Below are 17,977 nucleotides of genomic sequence, written 5' to 3'. Positions count from 1 at the left end.
CCGGTGACCACCCACCTACCGACCGCCGATCCACACACCTTCAACTGGCTGCTCGCCAACTTCGTCCGCGACACCGACGGTGTGCGCGACACCGTCGCCGTCTCGTCCGACGGGCTGCTGATCGCGATGTCGGACGGCCTCGACCGCACCGGCGCCGACCGGCTCGCCGCGATGGTGTCGGGACTGTCCAGTCTCGCCCGAAGTGCTTCGCGCAGTTACGATTTCGATGGCCTCGAACTGATCATGATCGAGATGAAGCGCGGCTTCCTGCTGGTGTCGGCGCTGGGCGAGGGCAGCTGCCTCGGCGTGATCGCCGACGGCGGTTGCGATGTGGGCCTGGTCGGCTACGAGATGGCGGTGCTCGCCGAACGCGCCACGAGGCTGCTCGACCCGTTGTTGATCAGCGAATTGCGAGAGTCGTTGCGCAGATGAGAGATTTCGATCTTCCGCGGTTGCCCGACCCGCGCATGATCCCGATGAACCAGCCGCCGAGATGGCGTGATCCGGTTCCGCCGGTGCCGGTGACTCCCACCGACCACGACGATGTCGACGACCGCTTCGTACGTCCGTTCGTGGTCACCGGTGGTCGCACCATCCCGGTGCTGGACGGGCTACGCATCGAAACCCTCGTCCAAGCCCCGCCGTCCGCGCTGTCGGCGCCGCTGCGGTTCGAGGAGCGCACTGTGGTGCGGCTGTGTTCGACGCCGCATTCCATCGCCGAAATCGGTGCCGCCCTGCGGGTTCCGATCGGCATCGCCAAGGTGATCGTCAGCGATCTGGCGGCGGCGGGGCATGTGACCGTCCGTGACGCGCCGGAACTGTCGAGCGCCGCCATCGAGAGGATTCGTGATCTTGTCCGCGCACTCTGAGGCACCAGCTATGCCGTCTTCGGTGAAGATCGTGGTCAGCGGCGGCTTCGGCGTCGGTAAGACCACTTTCATCGGCGCCATCTCCGAAATCGAGCCACTGGTTACCGAGGCTTCGATGACCGAGGTTTCCGTCGGTATCGACGATCCCGGTCGTCGTGCCGAGAAGACGGCGACCACAGTGGCTTTGGATTTCGGCCGGATCACCCTCGACCGTTCCCTGATCCTGTATCTCTTCGGCACTCCCGGCCAGGACCGCTTCGTGTTCCTCTGGGACGACCTGGTCGACGGCGCGCTCGGCGCGGTGATCGTCGTCGACACCGGCCGCGTCGAAGACTGCTATCCCGTGCTGGACTACTTCGAAGAACACCACACGCCCTTCGTCGTGGTGGTGAACCGCTTCGCCGACGCCACCCGCTTCGACCTCGGCGAAGTCCGCGAAGCGCTCGGCCTCGACGACTGGATCCCGGTGCTGGACTGCGACGCCCGCGACCGCGACTCGGTGCGCGATGTCCTGGTCGCGCTGCTCGAACAGGTCCTGCTGCACCGCGTCCGACCCCGACATCGGGAGGTGAGCTGAGCTACCCCCCGATGCGTCGGCGTGGAGCGGGGTGACTCAGCGACTGCCGAGCGGCATGCCGAACAGGGTCGCGAACTTCGCGGCGAGCGAGTCGCCGAGGAATTCGAGGGCGCCGGGAACGGCGGCCATGGTGCCGGCGTCGGAGGTGGTGCAGCCGGTGGGCGCCGGGACGCCGTCGAGGCGGTCGCGCAGCCACAGCAGTGCGGCCGGACCACCGACCACCTCCGCGACGATGTGTTCGCTGGCATGGTCGCGGGTGTAGGTCAGCGACGTGCGGGGATCGCGGCAGTAGGTGTCGACCAGGGTGTCGGTGGCGGCGAGGGGCAGGATCTCGTCCCACGCGGAATGCCACACGAACAACGGCATGTCGGGAACGGATTTGCCCATGCGGGTGTCGTCGAGCATCGCCGCGACCGGTGGATCGTCGAGCGGGTTGCCGTCGGAGCCGATCATGCCGGTCAGATTCAGCAACGGCAGCAGCGCCGACTGATATTGCACGCACAGCGGCGACTTGACTGCGACCAGGGCTTTGCCGAGCGGGTCGAGCCGCTCGTCGAGGTAGGCCGCGAAATCGGGGTACTCACGGGTGAGACCGAGCACGGCGGCGAACACCAGACCCGAGGTCAACTGATTGTTGGCCATGCTCAACGCGGCACCGAGATCGGCGCCGACTCCGCCCTCTGCCGCGCCGACGATATTCAGTTCGGGCGCGTAGCTGCTGCGCAGTTCGGCGGCGTGACCGGTCGCGATGGAACCGCCGGAGTAGCCGTAGAGCCCCACCGGCGCGGTCGGTCCCGCCTCGAGCGGGGCGAAGTTGGTCGCGGCCCGAATGCCGTCGAGGGTGATCCGGCCCGCCAGCGGCCCGGCCGCGTAGGCCGAGTCCGGGCCCTGATGGTCCGGAACGACCACGGCCCAGCCCTGTGACAGCGCGGCCTGCGCGAACAGGAACTCGGCGGGCACCACGATCTGGCCCGCGACCGCCGACACCGAAAGGTGTTGCAGCGCATAGGAAGGAGCGCAGTAGCCCGCGGTCGAGTCCTCGGCCAGCTGTACCGACAGCAGCTTGCGCGGTGCCGGTGCCTGCCCGCGCGGCTTGATCAGGGTGGCGACCGCCGGGATCGCCTCGTCACGGCTGTTGTTGGAGCGATACGACACTTGCCACGCGTCGACATCGATCGGCAGCAGACCGAAATCGGCGATGCGCACCTGCCGGACCGCGATGATCGCACCCGGCGCGGTCGCGGCGACCACGTCCGCCGGCGGCAGATAGAAGCCCGGATCCCATTCGGGCGGAAGCGGAATCGCGGGCGGGGGCGTTATCGGCGGCTCGGCCGCGACCGGTCCGGCGGCCATCAGAGCCGCCGCCGCGAGCACACCGGTGGCAAGGGCAAACCATCGCAGAACGAAGGGAGATCTCATCGCGCACAGTCCTCACAGGAATTGAGACGCCATCGTCTCAATGGAGGCAACTATGACATGGGTGTGGCGTAGATCGCAATCACGCGTCCGGGGACGCCGCTGAGATCAGGCTGTTCAGGATGGTGGAGAAGACCTCGACCAGCTCGTCGACGGGTGGGCGCGGCTCGTCCAGGCTCCACTGGTGCACCGCGCCGTTCACAGCCCCGATGAACGCCGCCATCGGCACCCGCCAACCGCCGGGCGGTATCCGCACCCCGTCGCGCCCGGCGGCGATCGCGGTGACCACTTCCCCCCACCGATCCCTGACCTGTGCCCGATACGACTCGAGCTCGGGGCTCACCCCGACGATGTCGACGAAAGCGACTTTGGCGCACCGGATGTCGTCGGTGATCGCCGTCGTGTACGCCCGCACCGCAGCCTCGACGATCGTGCCCAGGTCGTCGGAGGTCGTCGCCGCCAGGGCTTGGGCCACCGCGGCTCCGGCCTTGTCCTGCACGGAGTCGTACACCGCGACGAGTAGTTCCTCGCGCCCGGCGAACTGTTCGTAGAACTGCCGACGCGACAGACCCGCGACCGCGCACACATCCGTCAGCGAACTATTGGCGTAGGACTTCTCCGCGAACACGGTCAGTCCCGCGTCGATGAACAGCGCTCGGCGCTCGACCTGTCGTTGCGCGACCGAGGTGCCGGTGTAGTTGTGTCGAGTCCGCCCAGATGCCACCCCATGACCCTACGAGGTCGCGACGTCGACGCCTCCGATCGGGACCACCAGCGGAGTGCCGGTGACCGGGTCCTCGATCACCATCGCGCGCAGCCCGAACACCTGCGCCACCACCTCCTCGGTGAGAACCTCGGCGGGCGTCCCGGCGGCGATCACCCGGCCCGCGCGCATCGCGACCAGTCGGTGCGCGTACCGCGCGGCGAGGTTCAGGTCGTGCAGCACCATCACCACCGTCCGGCCCGCTTCGGCGTGCAGGCGCCGGACCAGGTCGAGAACCTCGATCTGGTGGGCGAGGTCGAGGAAGGTGGTCGGCTCGTCGAGCAGGAGCAGATCGGTGTGCTGGGCCAACGCCATCGAGATCCACGCGCGCTGGCGCTGTCCGCCGGACAGCTCGTCGAGTGAGCGATCGGCGAACGCGACCATGTCGGTCCAGGTCAGCGCCTCGGTGATGGCGGCTTCGTCGTCGTCGGACCACTGGCGGTACCAGCGCTGGTGCGGGTGCCTGCCGCGCGCGACCAGGTCGCTGACGGTGAGACCTTCGGGGGCGAGCGGTGATTGGGGCAGAATGCCGAGCACGCGCGCCACCTCCTTGGTCGACATGCGGTCGATCCGCTTGCCGTCCAGCTGAACCTGTCCACCGGCGGGACGCATCAGCCGGGCCATCGCGCGCAGCAGAGTGGATTTGCCGCACCCGTTGGGCCCGATCACCGCGGTAATCGTGTTGCCGGTGATCTCGAGATCCCGACCGTCGACGACGGTCGTCGGCCCGTAGCCGAGGGTGAGCTCGTCGGCCCGCAGTCGAACGGTCATCACACGCCCGCTTTCCCGACGCGATTGCGCCGCATCAACAGATAGATCAGATAGGGCGCGCCGAGGACAGCGGTGATCACCCCGACGGGCAGTTCGCCCGACGGCAGCAGCGTGCGGGCCACGAGGTCGGCGGTGACGGTGAAAGCCGCGCCGAGTATCGCCGAGGTCAGCAGTGGTGGTTGTGCCGAACCGGTGAGCCGCAGCGCCACCTGGGGCACGGCGAGCGCGATGAAGATGATGGCGCCGGCCGAGGCGGTGGCCACTCCGGCGAGCAACACGGCCAGTACCAGCAGCGTCAGCCGGGCGGCGTTGAGTCGCACGCCGAGGGAGCGGGCGGTGTCGTCACCGAAATGCAGCGCGCCGAGCAGGTGGGTGCCCCCGACGACGATCGGCACGAGCACAGCCAGGGCGATGGCCACCGGTGTCACCTGGATCCAGCCGCTGCCGTTGAGGCTGCCGGTGAGCCAGGTCACCGCCCGCGTCGCGATGTCCACATCGCCGACGCTGAGGAGCCAGAAGGTCACGCTGGAGAGCAGGGAGCCGGCGCCGAGCCCGACGAGCACGAGCCGGTAGCCCTCGATGCCGCCGCGCCAGGCCAGCGCGAAAACCCCGAGCGCGGAGAGCAATCCGCCGAGCATGGACGCGACCGGCACCCCGATCTCGGCGGCGGCGCCGCTGATCTGGCCACGGCTACCCGACAATGCGATCACCGCGACCGCGGCGACACTCGAACCCGCTGTGACGCCGAGAATATCGGGACTGGACAACGGGTTTCGGGCAATGCCCTGCGTGATCGCACCCGAGAGCGCCAGCGCCGCGCCGACCAGCGCGCCGGTGAGAATCCGGGGCAGCCGCAGATCCCACACCACATAGGCCAGGCCCTCGTCGCCGCCCCCGGTCAGCACCGCGAGCACGTCCCACGGCGTGACCGGCCCGCCGTCGGGCATCGTGTAGGTACCCAGCGCCAGCGCGACACAGCCGGCGGCAGCGAGCATCCCGAGTCCGATCGACAGGATCGCGGTCGTGCGTAGCCGCAGCTGCCACGACACCGGCCCGAGCCGGACCGCCCGGACGGTACTCATATGCTCACCAGCTTGCGGCGTCGGACCAACACGATGAAGAACGGAACACCGACCAGGGCGAGCATGATGCCCGCCGGAAGTTCGCCCTTGTCCAGAACCAGTCGTCCGGCGATGTCGGCGACCAGCACCATGACCACGCCGAGCAGCCCCGCGACCGGGACCAGCCAGCGGTAGTCGGGCCCGGTGATGCCGCGCGCCAGGTGCGGAACGACGAGACCGACGAACCCCAGCGGCCCGGCGATCGCTACCACGGCACCGGTGAGCAGCACGATCGAGCTCACCCCGACGGTGCGCGCCAGCAGGACGCGATGGCCCAGCGCGCGGGCGGTGTCCTCACCGAGACCGAGAGCGTTGAGCGCGGAGGTGTTGGCCAGGGCGAGGACGATCCCGACGAGCACGAACGGTGCGGCCTTGCCGAGTACGTCGAGGTTCGACCCGACCAGCGAACCGGCCTTCCAGAATCGGTAGATATCGGTGACGTCGGTGTCGAACAGCACCACCGCCGAGATCAGGCCCTGCAACAGATAACTGACGGCCGCGCCGGCCAGGGCGAGGGTCACCGGCGTTGGACCGCCGCGGCCGGTCGCGCCGATGACGAACACGGTGATGGTCGCGATCAGCGCACCGGCGAAGCCGAACCACACATAACCGAACAGGGTGGAGATGCCGCCGACCATCACCGCCGCGACGATGCCGAGCGCCGCGCCCTGGGTGATGCCGAGCAGCGCGGGGTCGGCGAGGGGATTTCTGGTGTGTCCCTGGATCACCGCGCCCGCGATGCCGAGCGCGAGGCCCGCGAGGACGCCGAGCAGTGTGCGCGGCAGGCGAAGACCGTTGACGATGGCGCCGGTCTCGGTCTCGGTCGTGCCGCCGAGCGCTCGCAGAACATCAAGGGGAGCAATGAATTTGGAGCCGATGGCCAAACTGAGCAGCACGGTCGCGAGCACCGCGGCCAGTAGTCCGGCGATGAGTAGCAACCGGCGAGCACGCGTGTCGGCGAACACGGCTCCGGGCGGCGATGCAGGCACTATCCCTCTTCGAAGCTTGGTAATTAGGTAAGGCTTCGCTATGTTAGCAACTCTAATGAACTCTGAGCTATTCGGGAGAGATCGATGAACACCCCACTGAGCCGTCGGCTCGCCGCCGCCGCTGTAGTCGCCGCGGCCGTCCTGAGTCTGTCCGCGTGTGGACAGGACAAGACGACCACCGGCGCCGCGGGCAGCGAGTGCGATACCGCGAGCAACCTCGACGGCGGTGCCTACCCGCGCACCATCGAGAAGGGGGCGGTCAAGGACGCGACGGGCGCCGATGTCGGCACCGTGGTCGACCCGGCCACCATCACCACCCGGCCGGTCCGGGTCGCGGCTCTCGATCAGACTTTCGTCGACGCGGCTCTGGTGCTGAACACCGAAGTGGTCGCGTACACGACGTACCAGTCCATGGGCGAGGGGTTGCCCGCGTTCCTCGGCGCGGCCGCCGAGACCTGCGGCGCTCGGGCGGTGAACATCGGCAATCTGCAGACCCCCGATATCGAGAAGCTGGCCGGTGCCCGACCGGATCTGATCGTCTCGGCGAAGGTGCGCCACGAGAAGCAGTACGAGCAGTTCAAGGGCATCAAGCTCGGTTCGGACACCGTGCCGGTCGTGTTCAGCCAGACCACCGGCGCCACCTGGAAGGAGAATCTCCTGCTGCTCGCCAAGGCGGTCGACAAGGAGAATCTGGCCAAGGCGAAACTGGCGGCTTACCAGGACCGCGCCGCGAAGATCGGGGCGGCGATCAAGGCGAAGAACGGCGGCACCGCGCCGACCGTGTCGCTGCTGCGCTTCCTGCCCAAGGAGGACCGGCTGATGCAGCAGGTGAGCTTCGTCGGTGACATCTTCGCCGACACCGGTCTGAACCAGCCCGACAAGTCCACCGACCCGAAGAACGACTTCTCGATCACGCTGAGCCCCGAGCGTCTGCTCGACGCCGACGCCGACTACATCTTCCTTACCAGCAACGGCGAGGACGCCGCCACTCAGCGCAAGTCCGCCGCCGCGGCCAACCCGCTGTGGAATCAATTGCGCGGCAAGGTCACTCCGGTCGACGACCTGGTCTGGCTGACCTCGGTCGGTCTCACCGGCGCCCACTCGGTCCTCGACGACATCGCGAAGACCTTCGACGTCGACCCGGCGAAGTAGGTCGGACGCGTCCTGTTCGCCCGCCCCTACACTCGGCGGGGTGGGCGAACAGAAGCAGCGCATGCTGGCCGGTGAACTGTATCGGGACAACGATCCGGAACTGGTGGCCGAACGGCAACGGGCGCAACGGTTGTGCGACGAGTTCAATCGCACCGGGCCCGACGAGCCGGGGCGGCGCACCGAGTTGCTGGGCGATCTCCTCGGCAAGCTGGGTCAGGGCTCGTGGATCATGCCGCGGTTCCAGTGTGACTACGGCTATCTGATCGAGATCGGGGCGAACAGCTTCCTCAACTACGACGCGATCCTGCTCGACTGCGCGCCGATCACCATCGGTGACGACTGTTCGATCGGGCCGCGCGCTCAGCTGCTCACCGCGCTGCACCCGATGCTGGATCACGAAAAGCGCAGGCAGCGGTGGGAATCGGCGGCACCGATCCGGATCGGGAACAATGCCTGGTTCGGCGGCGGGGTGATCGTGTGCCCCGGGGTGAGCATCGGTGACGATGTGGTGGTCGGCGCGGGGAGTGTGGTGACCCGCGACCTGCCGGATCGGGTGTTCGCGGCGGGCAATCCGGCGCGGGTGATCCGGCAACTCTAGGTTCGCTGGCTACGCTGGTCACGCGGGCGTCGGCGCATCGTCGACGCCGCCGACCGAAGGAGACCGGATGCGCCACGGCGAAGATCTCGCGCTCACCCACGTCATGCTGCTCGTGGGCGATCAGGACCAGGCTCTCACCTTCTATCGCGACCTGATCGGCCTGCAGGTCCGCACCGATATGCCGTTCGGCGACAACGCGCGCTGGCTGACGGTCGGTCCGGTCGAGCAGAAGAACCTGGAATTCGTGCTCGAGGTCCCGGAGATGGCGCCCGACCCCGCCTACCGGGCGGCCGCCCGGGCCCGCATCGAGAGCGGCGCCCAGTCCACCGTCATCTTCGCCACCGACGACATCGACGCCACCTTCACCCGTATCCGCGACGCCGGGGCGCAAGTCGCCCAGGAGATCGTGAACCAGCCATACGGCCGCGACTGCGCGTTCCGCGACCCGTGGGGCAATCAGATCCGCTTCACCGCCCGCCACCACGGCTGAGCGCGACATGCGGGCCGGGCGCGGCGTCGGGTCGCGCCCGCGGGCTCACGGCAATACTGTTCGATCATGGGCGAATCGCGAATCGAGCTGGAACCCGAAGCCACCCGGCCGCTGCGCGAGGATATCCGCTTCCTCGGCGGCATCCTGGGCGACACCATCCGCGACCACGAAGGTCCCGAGGTGTTCGACCTGATCGAGCGGGTCCGCATCGAGGCGTTCCGGGTGCGCCGCGAGGAGGTCGAGCGCAGCGCCGTCGCCGACATGCTCGACGGCACCCCCACCGAGGTCGCGATCCCGTTGATCCGGGCCTTCAGCTACTTCGTGCTGCTGGCCAACCTGGCCGAGGACATCCAGCGTGATCGACGCCGCGCCGTGCACGTCGCGGCGGGCGAGCCACCGCAGGAATCCTCCCTGGCCGCCACCTACGACAAGCTCGACGCGGCCGGACTCGACGGCGCGGTGGTGGCCGAGTTGCTCACCGACGCGCTCGTCTCGCCGGTGATCACGGCGCACCCGACCGAGACCCGCAGGCGCACCGTCTTCGACGTGCAGTCCAAGATCACCGAGCTGATGCGCCTTCGCCGCCGCCTCGAACCCGGCGAGCCCGGTCTCGACGACTCCGAACTGCGGATCCGCCGCGAAGTGCTCACCCTGTGGCGTACCGCGCTGATCCGACTGGCGCGCTTGCGGATCCAGGACGAGATCTCCGTCGGCCTGCGCTACTACGACCTCACCCTCTACGACGTGATCCCGGAGATCAACGCGCAGGTGCGCGCGGCGTTGCGGACGCGCTGGCCCGCCGAAGGCCTGCTGCCGCGCCCGATCCTGCGCCCCGGCTCGTGGATCGGCGGTGACCGCGACGGAAACCCGTTCGTCACCGCGGAAGTCGTGCACACCGCCGCCGAACAGGCCGCCGTTTACGCCTTCGGCCGCTACCTGGACGAGCTGGTCGAACTCGAGAAGACTCTGTCGCAATCGGCCCGCCTGGTCCAGGTGACACCCCGGGTCGCCGAACTCGCGGCGGCGGGCTATCCCGACCCCGGCCTGTTCGCCGACGAGCCGTATCGCCGTGCGCTGCACGCGATTCGGGCCCGACTCAGTGCCACCGCCGAGCTCGCGCTCGGTGAACTGCCCGAACACGGCCTCGACGCGGACGCCGTGCCGTATCCGACGCCGCAATCGGTCCTCGACGACCTCGACGCCATCGACGAGTCGATGCGCGCCAGCGGCGACGGACTGCTCGCCGACGACCGGCTCGCCGCCCTGCGGCACGCCATCGAGACCTTCGGCTTCCACCTGCAGGGCCTGGACATGCGCCAGAACTCCGAGGTGCACGAGCAGGTGGTGACCGAACTGCTGGCGTGGGCGGGCGTGCATCCGGACTATCCGAGTCTGCCCGAAGCCGAGCGGGTGGAGCTGCTCGCGGCCGAGTTGCGCACGCGCCGACCACTTCTCGGGCCGAACGCGCAGCTGAGCGAACTCGCCACCAAGGAGCTCGGTGTCCTGCGCGCCGCCGCGGAGGTCATCGATACCTTCGGCGCCGCCGCCATCCCGAACTACATCATCAGCATGTGCACCTCGGTCAGCGACATGCTGGAGGCGGCGTTGCTGCTGAAGGAAGCGGGCATCCTGGATCCGGGCACCGCCGACACCGCGCCGAGCTGTCCGGTCGGCATCGTCCCGCTGTTCGAAACCATCGAGGACCTCAGCGCCGGTGCGTCGACGCTGGGCGCGGTACTGGAGGTTCCGGTCTATCGCGAGTTGGTCGAGGCGGCGGGCATGCGCCAGGAAGTGATGCTCGGCTACTCCGACTCCAACAAGGACGGCGGGTATCTCGCCGCGAACTGGGCGCTCTACCGCGCGGAGCTGGACCTGGTGGAGGTGGCCGGGAAGTCGGGCATCCGGTTGCGGCTGTTCCACGGTCGCGGCGGCACCGTGGGTCGCGGCGGCGGCCGCAGCTACGACGCCATCCTGGCCCAGCCCGCGGGCGCGGTGCGGGGTTCGCTGCGATTGACCGAGCAGGGCGAGGTGATCGCCGCGAAATACTCCGAATCCGGTGCGGCGCATCGCAATCTGGAGTCGTTGATCGCGGGCACCCTGGAGTCGACGCTGCTGGACGTGGAGGGGCTCGGCGACGAGGCCGAACCGGCCTACGAACTCCTCGACGACCTCGCCGCCCGCGCTCGCGCCGCCTACGCGAACCTGGTGCACGACACCCCGGGCTTCGTCGAGTACTTCCGCGAATCCACCCCGGTCGCCGAGGTCGGCGACCTCAACATCGGCAGCCGCCCCGCCTCCCGCAAACCCACCAATTCGGTCTCGGACCTGCGCGCCATCCCCTGGGTGATGGCGTGGAGTCAGGCCAGGGTCATGTTGCCGGGCTGGTACGGCACCGGTACCGCGCTCGAACAGTGGGTCGGCGACGATCCGGCCCGGCTCGCGCGTCTCACCGATCTCTACCAGCGGTGGCCGTTCTTCAACACCGTGCTGTCGAACCTGGCCCAGGTGATGGCCAAGAGCGACCTCGACATCGCCGCCCGCTACGCCGAGCTCGTCACCGACGAAACCCTGCGCGCGAACATCTTCGCCATGATCGCCGACGAACACGCCCGCACCATCCGCATGTACCTGGCGGTCACCGGCCACACCGAGTTGCTCAGTGACAATCCGTCACTGGCCGAGTCGATCCACAACCGATTCCCCTACCTGGAGCCGCTGAACCAGCTCCAGGTGGACCTGCTGGCCCGGCTGCGCGGCGGTGACGATTCCGAACTGGTGAAGCGGGGCATCCTGCTCACCATGAACGGCCTGGCCACCGCGCTGCGCAACTCGGGGTAGCGCCGACTCGGGTCGGCGACTACAGGCAGACGCTGATGGTGAAAGGTCCGACCGGGATGCCGGTGCAGATCGACACCGAGCCGACGACCGGCTGCGCGGGGGCGGCCGATGCGGTCGCGGCGCCGATCGCGGTCACGGACAGGGCGAGGGCGCCGACGGCGAGCGGGCGGGCGATCTTGGCGAACATAGGCTGATCCTCGGGTAGGAGGGGATGAACACCCCCGGGCGGGGGTGTGCCCATCTCAACACGAAGCGCCGACGGCGTCCATGACATGGCGGGAATCGCGGCAACTCGGGCGGGACCGGCTCTTGATCGCTAAGTTCTCGGGGGGACGTCTCGGTAGGGGGCCCAGCCGAGTTCGGTGGAGATGGCGTCGGCGGTAGCCCGCAGCTGTGGCAACAGCGCCAGCACCTGGTCGTGGTCGAGCAGCACGTCGGGAACCGAGACCGAGATGGCGGCGACGACGGCGCCGATCCCGTCGCGCACGCCGACGCCGATGCAGTTGACGAAGCTCTCGTGCTCCTCGTGATCTTCGGCGAAGCCCTGCGCGGCGACGCGTGTCAACTCGGCCAGGTATTGCTCGGGAGTGCGCAGGGTGCGGGTGGTGAAGGGGCGGTAGTCCAATCGCGCTGCTACCGAAGCCCATTCGCCGCGGGGCAGAGCGGCGACGAGCACCTTGCCGACCGCGGTGCAGTGCAGTGGCGCGGGTCTGCCGATCCGCGAGTGCATTCGCACCGCCTGCTCGGCGTCGACCTTGTCGATGTAGACGGCGTCGCCCGATTCGTAGGCGGCCAGGTGCACGGTCTGTCCGGTGGCCGCGCCCAGCGCGCGCAGATGCGGGCGGGCGACGGTGCGCACATCACGGTTCTCCAATGCGCGAGTGGCCAATTCGAACATGCGGGTGCCCAGCGAGTAGCGATGCGCGGTGTCGTGGACGACGAACCGATCGGCCTGCATGGTCTGCAGTAGCCGCAGCACCGTCGACTTGTGGACGCCGAGCCGAACCGCCAATTCGTCGAGGGAATACGAGTTCTCACCGAGGGCGATGAGAATGGACAGTGCCCGCGACACGCTTTGACTCATGCGCTGATCGTTTCGTTCAGCGCCGCGGGACAGCGCGGTGCGGCCCGGCCGGTGCCCGGGAGTATCAGTGCGGCTACATCCTCACCGACAGCGATCGCCCTGGGCCGGGCGGTTGTTGCCTGGGTCACCTCATTCGCCCTTTCGTGCTTGCGGTCACTGCCTTCGGGATGCACAATAACGAGCAGAAACATTCGGCGCAACCATCGTTGCATATTACGCAATGCTCGATTGATATGGCTGATCGTGTCGCTACCCGGCGCTCGGTCGACAGAAAGGGATGCCGTGGTCATCGACAACGACGCCGTGGATGCCCTCGCCGACGAGTCGCTCGGCCCCGGCGACAAGAGCGTGCCGCCCGACTTGTGGGGCAGCACTGTGCGCGAATATCTCGCCGGCGCACCGCGACTCGACCAGTGGCAGACGCCGTTGCTCACCCTCGACCGCGCCGTACTCGACGCCAACCGCGACCTCATGGCCGCGTGGACCGCCGCGGCCGGGGTGGCGCTCGCCCCGCACGGCAAGACCACGATGGCGCCGCAGCTGTGGCGCGAGCAGCTCGTGGCCGGGTCGTGGGGAATCACCCTGGCCACCGTGTGGCAGGCACAGCTGGCGCGCTCGTTCGGTGTCGGCCGGATCATGCTCGCCAACAGTGCGCTCGACCCGGTCGGATTGGCCTGGGCTGCGGCGGAATCGGCGCGCGCGGCCGACTTCGAGTTGTACTGCTGGGCCGATGGTGTCGCCACCGTCGAACTGATGGACAAGATCTTGCGTGAGAGCGCCGGGAGTCCGCGCGTGCGTGTGCTGGTCGAACTGGGCGGACCACACGGCCGGACCGGCGCCCGCACCCGAGCGGGGGCGCACGCGGTCGCCGCCGCCATCGCGGCGAGTGAGCGGCTGAGCCTGGCCGGAGTCGCGGGCTACGAGGGCGCGCTGGCTCACGATCGCAGCGCCGAGGGCGTGGCGGTGGTCCGTGCCTATCTGCGTGAACTGGCCACGCTGCACACCGAACTCGTTGCGGCGGGAGCCTATTCGGGTGCGGCGGTCGTCACCGCGGGCGGCAGTGCCTACCCCGAACTCGTGGTCGAGGAACTCGCCGGACTGGCCGACCCCGACGGCGCGCGCGGCGTGCCGACCACGGTCGTGCTGCGCAGCGGCGCCTACCTCGTCCACGATGACGGCTTCTACGCGGGTATCTCCCCGCTCGCCGCGCCCGCGAAGGAGCCGGGCCTGCGGTCGGCCATGCACGGTTGGGCCAGGGTGGTCTCGCGGCCCGAACCGGAACTGGCCCTGCTCGACGGCGGCAGACGCGATTTCCCCTTCGACGAGGGTTTACCGGTGCCGCAACTGGCCGTCGGCGGCACACTTCCGCCGAACGCGGTGGTCACCGCCTTGAACGACCAGCACGCCTTCCTGCGGCTGCCCGGCGCCGACGCGGCTGACCTCCCGGTCGGCTCGGTCGTTCGCCTCGGCCTCTCCCACCCCTGCACCGCGTTCGACAAGTGGCGCCTGATCCCGGTGATCGACAGCGTCGACGCGCCCGACCCGCGTGTGGTCGACCTGATCCGCACCTACTTCTGACGGACGGATGACCATGACACACCTGCTCTTTCGTGACATCGACATCGTCTGCGGCACCGGCGCCTCATGCATCAGCGGTGACGTATTGTCCGCGACGGCCTTGCTGGTCACCGGCTGTTCGCGCTGAGAACAGCACCGCGACCGGCGTGCGCGCCGGTCACGCCCCGCGTTCGGAAACTACGAAGGAGCAGACCCGATGAACCCGTTGCTCAGCTCGTCGTCGGAGGTCATGAACGTGATCCGCGCGGACCGTGCCCGCGCGGTGGTTCGCGCCCCCGTCATCGGTGACCCGGCGGCACTGGCGCAGGTGCTTGCGGGCGCCGGTCTACGGGCCGTCGAACTCACCTTCACCACGCTCGGCGTGCTCGACGCGATCACCAAGGCGACCGCGGTCACCGACGCCGTGATCGGGGTCGGCGCCGTCACCACCCGCGCCCAGGCCGAGGCCGCCATCGAGGTCGGAGCCCGCTTCCTGGCGACTCCCGCGCTGCGCCCCGAGGTCGCCGAAGTGGCGGTGGCGCACTCGATTCCGGTGATCATGGGCGCTTTCACACCGTCGGAGGTCCTCGCCGCGGCGGAGCTGGGGGCGGCGGCGGTGGAGATCTTCCCGGCCCGCGTGCTCGGCCCGCAGTACTTCGAGGATCTGCTCGGGCAGTTTCCGCACATGTCTCTGATCCCCTTCGGCGGCGTCAACTCCCACAACGCCCGCGACTTTCTCCACGCGGGCGCGATCGCCGTCACCGCGGGCACCGAAGTAGTCGCCCCGACCGACGTGGAGGCCGCGCGCTGGTCCCACATCGGCTCCAAAGCCGCGCATTTCGTGCATTCGCTCGACTGAGAGTTCTTTCCTGGCGCCACCGCATCCCGGCGGCATCACGGCGATCAGCGGCCTCGGCACCGGCCCAGACAGGCTAGCCGGTCGATCGGCACGTCAGTCGAGGAGCGCGCGCGTCAGCCGGGCGATGGCCTCGCGCGGGTCCTTGCCCGCCTCCGCGCCGGTCAGCCGGTGGACGACGGCGCCGTCGAGATAGTCGACGAGGATCCCGGTGTCGGTCGCTGTCAGGCCGACCGAAGCGGCCATCTCGATCGCCCAGGCGCGCAGCCGCTGGTGCCCGCGATGCACCGATTCGGCGAGCGCGGGCATCGTCTGCGACTCGCCGAACAGCGCCAAGCGTGCCTGTGTGCGGATGCGGTCGATGGTTGTCGCATGGGTGACGAACAGGGCGAGACCGTCGATGAGGTGATCGATGGTGGCGTGGCCGAGCGCGCGGTTCAGAATCTCCCAGTCCGCGTGATCGCGCTGTTCGAGCCGTTCGGCCACACCGCAGAGCAGCGCTTCGCGAGTGCGGAAGTAGTTGGATGTCGACCCTGGTGGCAGGTCGGCGAGCCGGTCCACCGCGCGGTGGGTGAGCGCACGCGACCCGCCGGTGCCCAGCGCCTCGATCGCGGCATCGAGGACCCGCTCGCGTTGCGTCATCACCTGCTGATACTACGCCCGTAGTGAGTCGCACTACATTTGTAGTTTTGACACTACATCCGTAGTACGTTCAGGGTCGTACTCGAAACGAGGGAGTGTGTGATGTCCACAGCGATCGTCGTCGGTGGCGGAATCGGCGGAATGGCCGCGGCGCTCGCGCTCGTCCGAACCGGGTGGGCCGTGCAGGTGCTGGAACGAGCGCCGGAGGTCGCGGCGGTGGGTTCCGGGATTTCCCTGTGGTCCAACGCCTTACGGGCGCTGGACGCCCTTGGTGTGGGTGACACGGTCCGTGCGCAGGGTATGGCGGAGGTGTCGGCCGGAATCAGGGACGACCGTGGTCGATGGCTTTCGCGCACCGACCTGGCGACACTGCGCGAGCGGTTCGGCGCCCCGGTGGTGATCCACCGTGCCCGGCTGCTGGACATTCTGCGCGCGGAGCTTCCCGAAGGTGTCGTGAGTACCGGGGTCTCGGTGCGCGAGGTGAGTCTCGACGGGAGGGTCGTGCACTCCGCGGGTACCGCTTCCGCCGACTTGATCGTGGGTGCCGATGGAATTTACAGCGTCGTCCGGCGTGCGGTGTGCGGCGAGGTCGCACCACGCTATGCCGGCTACACCGCCTGGCGCGCGGTGGTCGACATCGCCGAGCCGCTCACCGAATTCGGTGAAACCTGGGGTCGCGGCGCACGTTTCGGAATGGCCCCGCTCGCGGATGGTCGCGTCTACTGCTTCGCCGTCTACGACGCTCCCGAAAACGCGGCCGGCAGCCTGGCCGAAGTTCGCGGGCGCTTCGACGGATGGCACCACCCGATCTCGGCCCTCCTCGCTGCTGCGGACCCGAACACGGTGCTGCACAACGACATCTACGATCTGCCTTTGCTATCGACCTTCACGGCCGGCCGTATCGCCCTTCTCGGCGACGCCGCCCACGCGATGACACCGAACCTGGGCCAGGGCGGCTGCCAAGCCTTGGAAGACGCGGTGATCCTGGCTCGCCTGGCGAGCGAACCCGACGGCCTCGCCAGGTACGACCGGGAGCGCCGCCCCCGAACCCAGATGATCGTCGCTCGTTCCGCCCGGATCGGCACCATCGCCCAACTGTCCGCACGCCCCCTGGTCACCCTCCGCAACGCCGCAGTACGTCTTACCCCCGCCTCGGCACAGTTGCGTTCCATGGCGGAGATTCTCGACTGGACGTGTTGAGGCCGGATCTCTGCCGCGGTTTCCGCGGTCGGCGGATCTGCGCCGTTCAGCGCCACCGGCGTGCCTACGGGGTCGTCGGCCGGTGGTAGCGGGCGAGCACGGCCGTGGCGGTGGCGGTCATGGTTTCGCGGAGTTCGAGTGGGGTGAGGACTTCGATGTGTTCGCCGAGGGGGAGTAGTGCGTGGGCCAGGACTTCGTAGGACTCGGCGGCAATGGTGATGTCGGCCCAGCCGTCCGCGTCGGGGACGCCCGTCGAGGCGAGCGCCGCGCGGACGGCGGCGGGGTCGTTCATGAGGCGCAGCAGGCTCAGATGGGCGGTGGAGATCCGGCAGTGCGCGCTGACTCGCAGCATGGATCGGGCGAACTCCTCGGCGGCGGTTTGCCAGTGCTCGGCGATGTCGAAAGCCGTTGGACGGGTGAAGGATTCGCCGGTGAGTTCGGCTGTAGTGATGCGGCCGACCCGGTACGAACGGATATCGGCGCCGTCGCGGGCGATCAGGTACCAGGTGCCCGCCTTCATGACCAGGCCGAGTGGGTCGAGGGTCCGGCGCACCGTGCGGTCGCGGCGGCGATAGGTGATCGCCAGGCGGTGATCGTGCCAGAGGGCGTCGGCCACCGCCGCGAGGCCGGGGGTGTCGTCGGGCCGCTGGAACCAGCCGGGCATATCGATGTGGACGCGTTCGGCGACCCGCGTCGCCCGGCCGCGTAGTTCCGGCGGGAGCGCGGCCAGCATTTTCAGCTGTGCGGTGGCCAGCACGGTGCCGAGGCCGAGATCGGCGGCAGCGCCGGGCAGACCGGCGAGCAGCACGGCGTCGGCCTCGTCGGAGGTGAGGCCGGTGAGCCGGGTGCGGTAGCCGTCGATCAACCGAACACCCCCACCGCGCCCCGGTTCGCTGTACACCGGAACACCCGCCTCCGAGAGCGCTTCCACGTCCCGGTACACCGTGCGCACCGACACTTCGAGCTCGCGTGCCAGCGCGCTCGCGGTCGTTCCGCCGCCCGCTTGCAACAGCAGCAGCAACCGCACCAACCTGCTCGCCCGCATGTCCCGAGA

General features: G+C 68.9%; 19 protein-coding genes. 10 read left to right on the top strand and 9 right to left on the bottom strand.

Going from position 1 to position 17,977, the window contains the following annotated elements; translation table 11 throughout:
• The first annotated feature begins 3 nt into the window (after positions 1 to 3).
• Genes NA12_RS27140 through NA12_RS27130 form a run of 3 tightly spaced genes read left to right on the top strand, consistent with a single transcriptional unit; the run spans position 4 to position 1,446 of the window.
• On the top strand, positions 4 to 432 hold the full coding sequence (locus tag NA12_RS27140; protein WP_067457403.1) for a roadblock/LC7 domain-containing protein: 429 nt from the start codon (positions 4 to 6) through the stop codon (positions 430 to 432).
• Positions 429 to 869 carry a DUF742 domain-containing protein gene (locus tag NA12_RS27135; RefSeq protein WP_067457400.1) on the top strand — a complete coding sequence of 147 codons (441 nt, stop codon included), beginning with the start codon at positions 429 to 431 and terminating at the stop codon, positions 867 to 869. The genes NA12_RS27140 and NA12_RS27135 overlap by 4 nt, the downstream gene beginning before the upstream one ends.
• A gap of 10 nt (positions 870 to 879) precedes the next feature.
• Positions 880 to 1,446 carry a GTP-binding protein gene (locus NA12_RS27130; RefSeq protein ID WP_132370259.1) on the top strand — a complete coding sequence of 189 codons (567 nt, stop codon included), beginning with the start codon at positions 880 to 882 and terminating at the stop codon, positions 1,444 to 1,446.
• A gap of 36 nt (positions 1,447 to 1,482) precedes the next feature.
• Here the strand turns inward: NA12_RS27130 and NA12_RS27125 are convergent, their stop codons facing one another.
• The 5 genes from NA12_RS27125 to NA12_RS27105 all read right to left on the bottom strand — a co-directional run bounded on the left by NA12_RS27125 (position 1,483) and on the right by NA12_RS27105 (position 6,506).
• Positions 1,483 to 2,865, bottom strand: a complete 1,383-nt coding sequence (locus NA12_RS27125) for a lipase family protein (RefSeq protein ID WP_067457397.1) — start codon at positions 2,863 to 2,865, stop codon at positions 1,483 to 1,485.
• A 79-nt stretch (positions 2,866 to 2,944) separates the two neighbouring features.
• On the bottom strand, positions 2,945 to 3,586 hold the full coding sequence (locus tag NA12_RS27120) for a TetR/AcrR family transcriptional regulator (protein ID WP_067457394.1): 642 nt from the start codon (positions 3,584 to 3,586) through the stop codon (positions 2,945 to 2,947).
• A 9-nt stretch (positions 3,587 to 3,595) separates the two neighbouring features.
• A complete protein-coding gene (locus NA12_RS27115; RefSeq protein ID WP_067457391.1) occupies positions 3,596 to 4,396 on the bottom strand; it encodes an ABC transporter ATP-binding protein in 801 nt (266 codons plus the stop codon).
• On the bottom strand, positions 4,396 to 5,478 hold the full coding sequence (locus tag NA12_RS27110) for a FecCD family ABC transporter permease (protein ID WP_067457388.1): 1,083 nt from the start codon (positions 5,476 to 5,478) through the stop codon (positions 4,396 to 4,398). The genes NA12_RS27115 and NA12_RS27110 overlap by 1 nt, the downstream gene beginning before the upstream one ends.
• Positions 5,475 to 6,506: a FecCD family ABC transporter permease gene (locus NA12_RS27105; protein WP_207905662.1), complete on the bottom strand. Its 1,032-nt coding sequence runs from the start codon at positions 6,504 to 6,506 to the stop codon at positions 5,475 to 5,477. The genes NA12_RS27110 and NA12_RS27105 overlap by 4 nt, the downstream gene beginning before the upstream one ends.
• 84 nt (positions 6,507 to 6,590) lie before the next feature.
• Between NA12_RS27105 and NA12_RS27100 the strand changes: the two genes are divergently transcribed.
• From NA12_RS27100 to ppc, 4 genes are all read left to right on the top strand, one after another.
• On the top strand, positions 6,591 to 7,658 hold the full coding sequence (locus NA12_RS27100; protein WP_067457383.1) for an ABC transporter substrate-binding protein: 1,068 nt from the start codon (positions 6,591 to 6,593) through the stop codon (positions 7,656 to 7,658).
• Between the two features lie 40 nt (positions 7,659 to 7,698).
• Positions 7,699 to 8,256, top strand: coding sequence for a sugar O-acetyltransferase (locus tag NA12_RS27095; protein ID WP_067457380.1), 558 nt, complete (start codon positions 7,699 to 7,701; stop codon positions 8,254 to 8,256).
• Positions 8,257 to 8,323: 67 nt separating this feature from the next.
• Positions 8,324 to 8,746 carry a VOC family protein gene (locus NA12_RS27090; RefSeq protein WP_067457377.1) on the top strand — a complete coding sequence of 141 codons (423 nt, stop codon included), beginning with the start codon at positions 8,324 to 8,326 and terminating at the stop codon, positions 8,744 to 8,746.
• Between the two features lie 66 nt (positions 8,747 to 8,812).
• Positions 8,813 to 11,584 carry a phosphoenolpyruvate carboxylase gene (gene ppc / locus NA12_RS27085; RefSeq protein ID WP_067457374.1) on the top strand — a complete coding sequence of 924 codons (2,772 nt, stop codon included), beginning with the start codon at positions 8,813 to 8,815 and terminating at the stop codon, positions 11,582 to 11,584.
• Between the two features lie 19 nt (positions 11,585 to 11,603).
• On the opposite strand, the gene NA12_RS34230 is transcribed toward ppc, so the two are convergent.
• On the bottom strand, positions 11,604 to 11,771 hold the full coding sequence (locus NA12_RS34230; RefSeq protein WP_165914873.1) for a hypothetical protein: 168 nt from the start codon (positions 11,769 to 11,771) through the stop codon (positions 11,604 to 11,606).
• A gap of 129 nt (positions 11,772 to 11,900) precedes the next feature.
• Positions 11,901 to 12,668: an IclR family transcriptional regulator gene (locus NA12_RS27080; RefSeq protein WP_067457371.1), complete on the bottom strand. Its 768-nt coding sequence runs from the start codon at positions 12,666 to 12,668 to the stop codon at positions 11,901 to 11,903.
• Positions 12,669 to 12,956: 288 nt separating this feature from the next.
• Here NA12_RS27080 and NA12_RS27075 point away from each other — a divergent pair, with 288 nt between their 5' ends.
• Positions 12,957 to 14,246 (top strand): type III PLP-dependent enzyme domain-containing protein, encoded by a 1,290-nt coding sequence (locus NA12_RS27075; protein WP_443093721.1) that lies wholly within the window; start codon positions 12,957 to 12,959, stop codon positions 14,244 to 14,246.
• Between the two features lie 196 nt (positions 14,247 to 14,442).
• A complete protein-coding gene (locus NA12_RS27070) occupies positions 14,443 to 15,084 on the top strand; it encodes a bifunctional 4-hydroxy-2-oxoglutarate aldolase/2-dehydro-3-deoxy-phosphogluconate aldolase (protein WP_084473130.1) in 642 nt (213 codons plus the stop codon).
• 93 nt (positions 15,085 to 15,177) lie between these two features.
• Here NA12_RS27070 and NA12_RS27065 read toward each other — a convergent pair whose 3' ends face one another.
• Positions 15,178 to 15,723 carry a TetR/AcrR family transcriptional regulator gene (locus tag NA12_RS27065; RefSeq protein ID WP_067457363.1) on the bottom strand — a complete coding sequence of 182 codons (546 nt, stop codon included), beginning with the start codon at positions 15,721 to 15,723 and terminating at the stop codon, positions 15,178 to 15,180.
• A gap of 102 nt (positions 15,724 to 15,825) precedes the next feature.
• Here NA12_RS27065 and NA12_RS27060 point away from each other — a divergent pair, with 102 nt between their 5' ends.
• A complete protein-coding gene (locus NA12_RS27060) occupies positions 15,826 to 16,923 on the top strand; it encodes an FAD-dependent monooxygenase (RefSeq protein WP_067457360.1) in 1,098 nt (365 codons plus the stop codon).
• Positions 16,924 to 16,987: 64 nt separating this feature from the next.
• On the opposite strand, the gene NA12_RS27055 is transcribed toward NA12_RS27060, so the two are convergent.
• The gene (locus NA12_RS27055; protein ID WP_067457357.1) at positions 16,988 to 17,968 is read right to left on the bottom strand and encodes a helix-turn-helix transcriptional regulator; all 981 of its coding nucleotides are present in this window, start codon (positions 17,966 to 17,968) and stop codon (positions 16,988 to 16,990) included.
• Between the last annotated feature and the right edge of the window lie 9 nt (positions 17,969 to 17,977).

Origin of the sequence: Nocardia alba NBRC 108234 (assembly GCF_001612665.1) — a bacterium.
Classification (GTDB): domain Bacteria; phylum Actinomycetota; class Actinomycetes; order Mycobacteriales; family Mycobacteriaceae; genus Nocardia; species Nocardia alba.
This window is presented reverse-complemented; position numbering and strand designations above follow the sequence as displayed.

What these genes read in the sequence shown, in the direction of transcription:
- NA12_RS27115 (WP_067457391.1), bottom strand. Translation starts at nt 4,396, where the DNA reads ATGACCGTTCGACTGCGGGCCGACGAGCTCACCCTCGGCTACGGGCCG.
- NA12_RS27060 (WP_067457360.1), top strand. Translation starts at nt 15,826, where the DNA reads ATGTCCACAGCGATCGTCGTCGGTGGCGGAATCGGCGGAATGGCCGCG.
- NA12_RS27055 (WP_067457357.1), bottom strand. Translation starts at nt 17,968, where the DNA reads ATGCGGGCGAGCAGGTTGGTGCGGTTGCTGCTGCTGTTGCAAGCGGGC.
- NA12_RS27080 (WP_067457371.1), bottom strand. Translation starts at nt 12,668, where the DNA reads ATGAGTCAAAGCGTGTCGCGGGCACTGTCCATTCTCATCGCCCTCGGT.
- NA12_RS27100 (WP_067457383.1), top strand. Translation starts at nt 6,591, where the DNA reads ATGAACACCCCACTGAGCCGTCGGCTCGCCGCCGCCGCTGTAGTCGCC.
- NA12_RS27070 (WP_084473130.1), top strand. Translation starts at nt 14,443, where the DNA reads ATGAACCCGTTGCTCAGCTCGTCGTCGGAGGTCATGAACGTGATCCGC.
- NA12_RS27125 (WP_067457397.1), bottom strand. Translation starts at nt 2,865, where the DNA reads ATGAGATCTCCCTTCGTTCTGCGATGGTTTGCCCTTGCCACCGGTGTG.
- NA12_RS27065 (WP_067457363.1), bottom strand. Translation starts at nt 15,723, where the DNA reads ATGACGCAACGCGAGCGGGTCCTCGATGCCGCGATCGAGGCGCTGGGC.
- NA12_RS27110 (WP_067457388.1), bottom strand. Translation starts at nt 5,478, where the DNA reads ATGAGTACCGTCCGGGCGGTCCGGCTCGGGCCGGTGTCGTGGCAGCTG.
- ppc (WP_067457374.1), top strand. Translation starts at nt 8,813, where the DNA reads ATGGGCGAATCGCGAATCGAGCTGGAACCCGAAGCCACCCGGCCGCTG.
- NA12_RS34230 (WP_165914873.1), bottom strand. Translation starts at nt 11,771, where the DNA reads ATGTTCGCCAAGATCGCCCGCCCGCTCGCCGTCGGCGCCCTCGCCCTG.
- NA12_RS27135 (WP_067457400.1), top strand. Translation starts at nt 429, where the DNA reads ATGAGAGATTTCGATCTTCCGCGGTTGCCCGACCCGCGCATGATCCCG.
- NA12_RS27130 (WP_132370259.1), top strand. Translation starts at nt 880, where the DNA reads ATGCCGTCTTCGGTGAAGATCGTGGTCAGCGGCGGCTTCGGCGTCGGT.
- NA12_RS27090 (WP_067457377.1), top strand. Translation starts at nt 8,324, where the DNA reads ATGCGCCACGGCGAAGATCTCGCGCTCACCCACGTCATGCTGCTCGTG.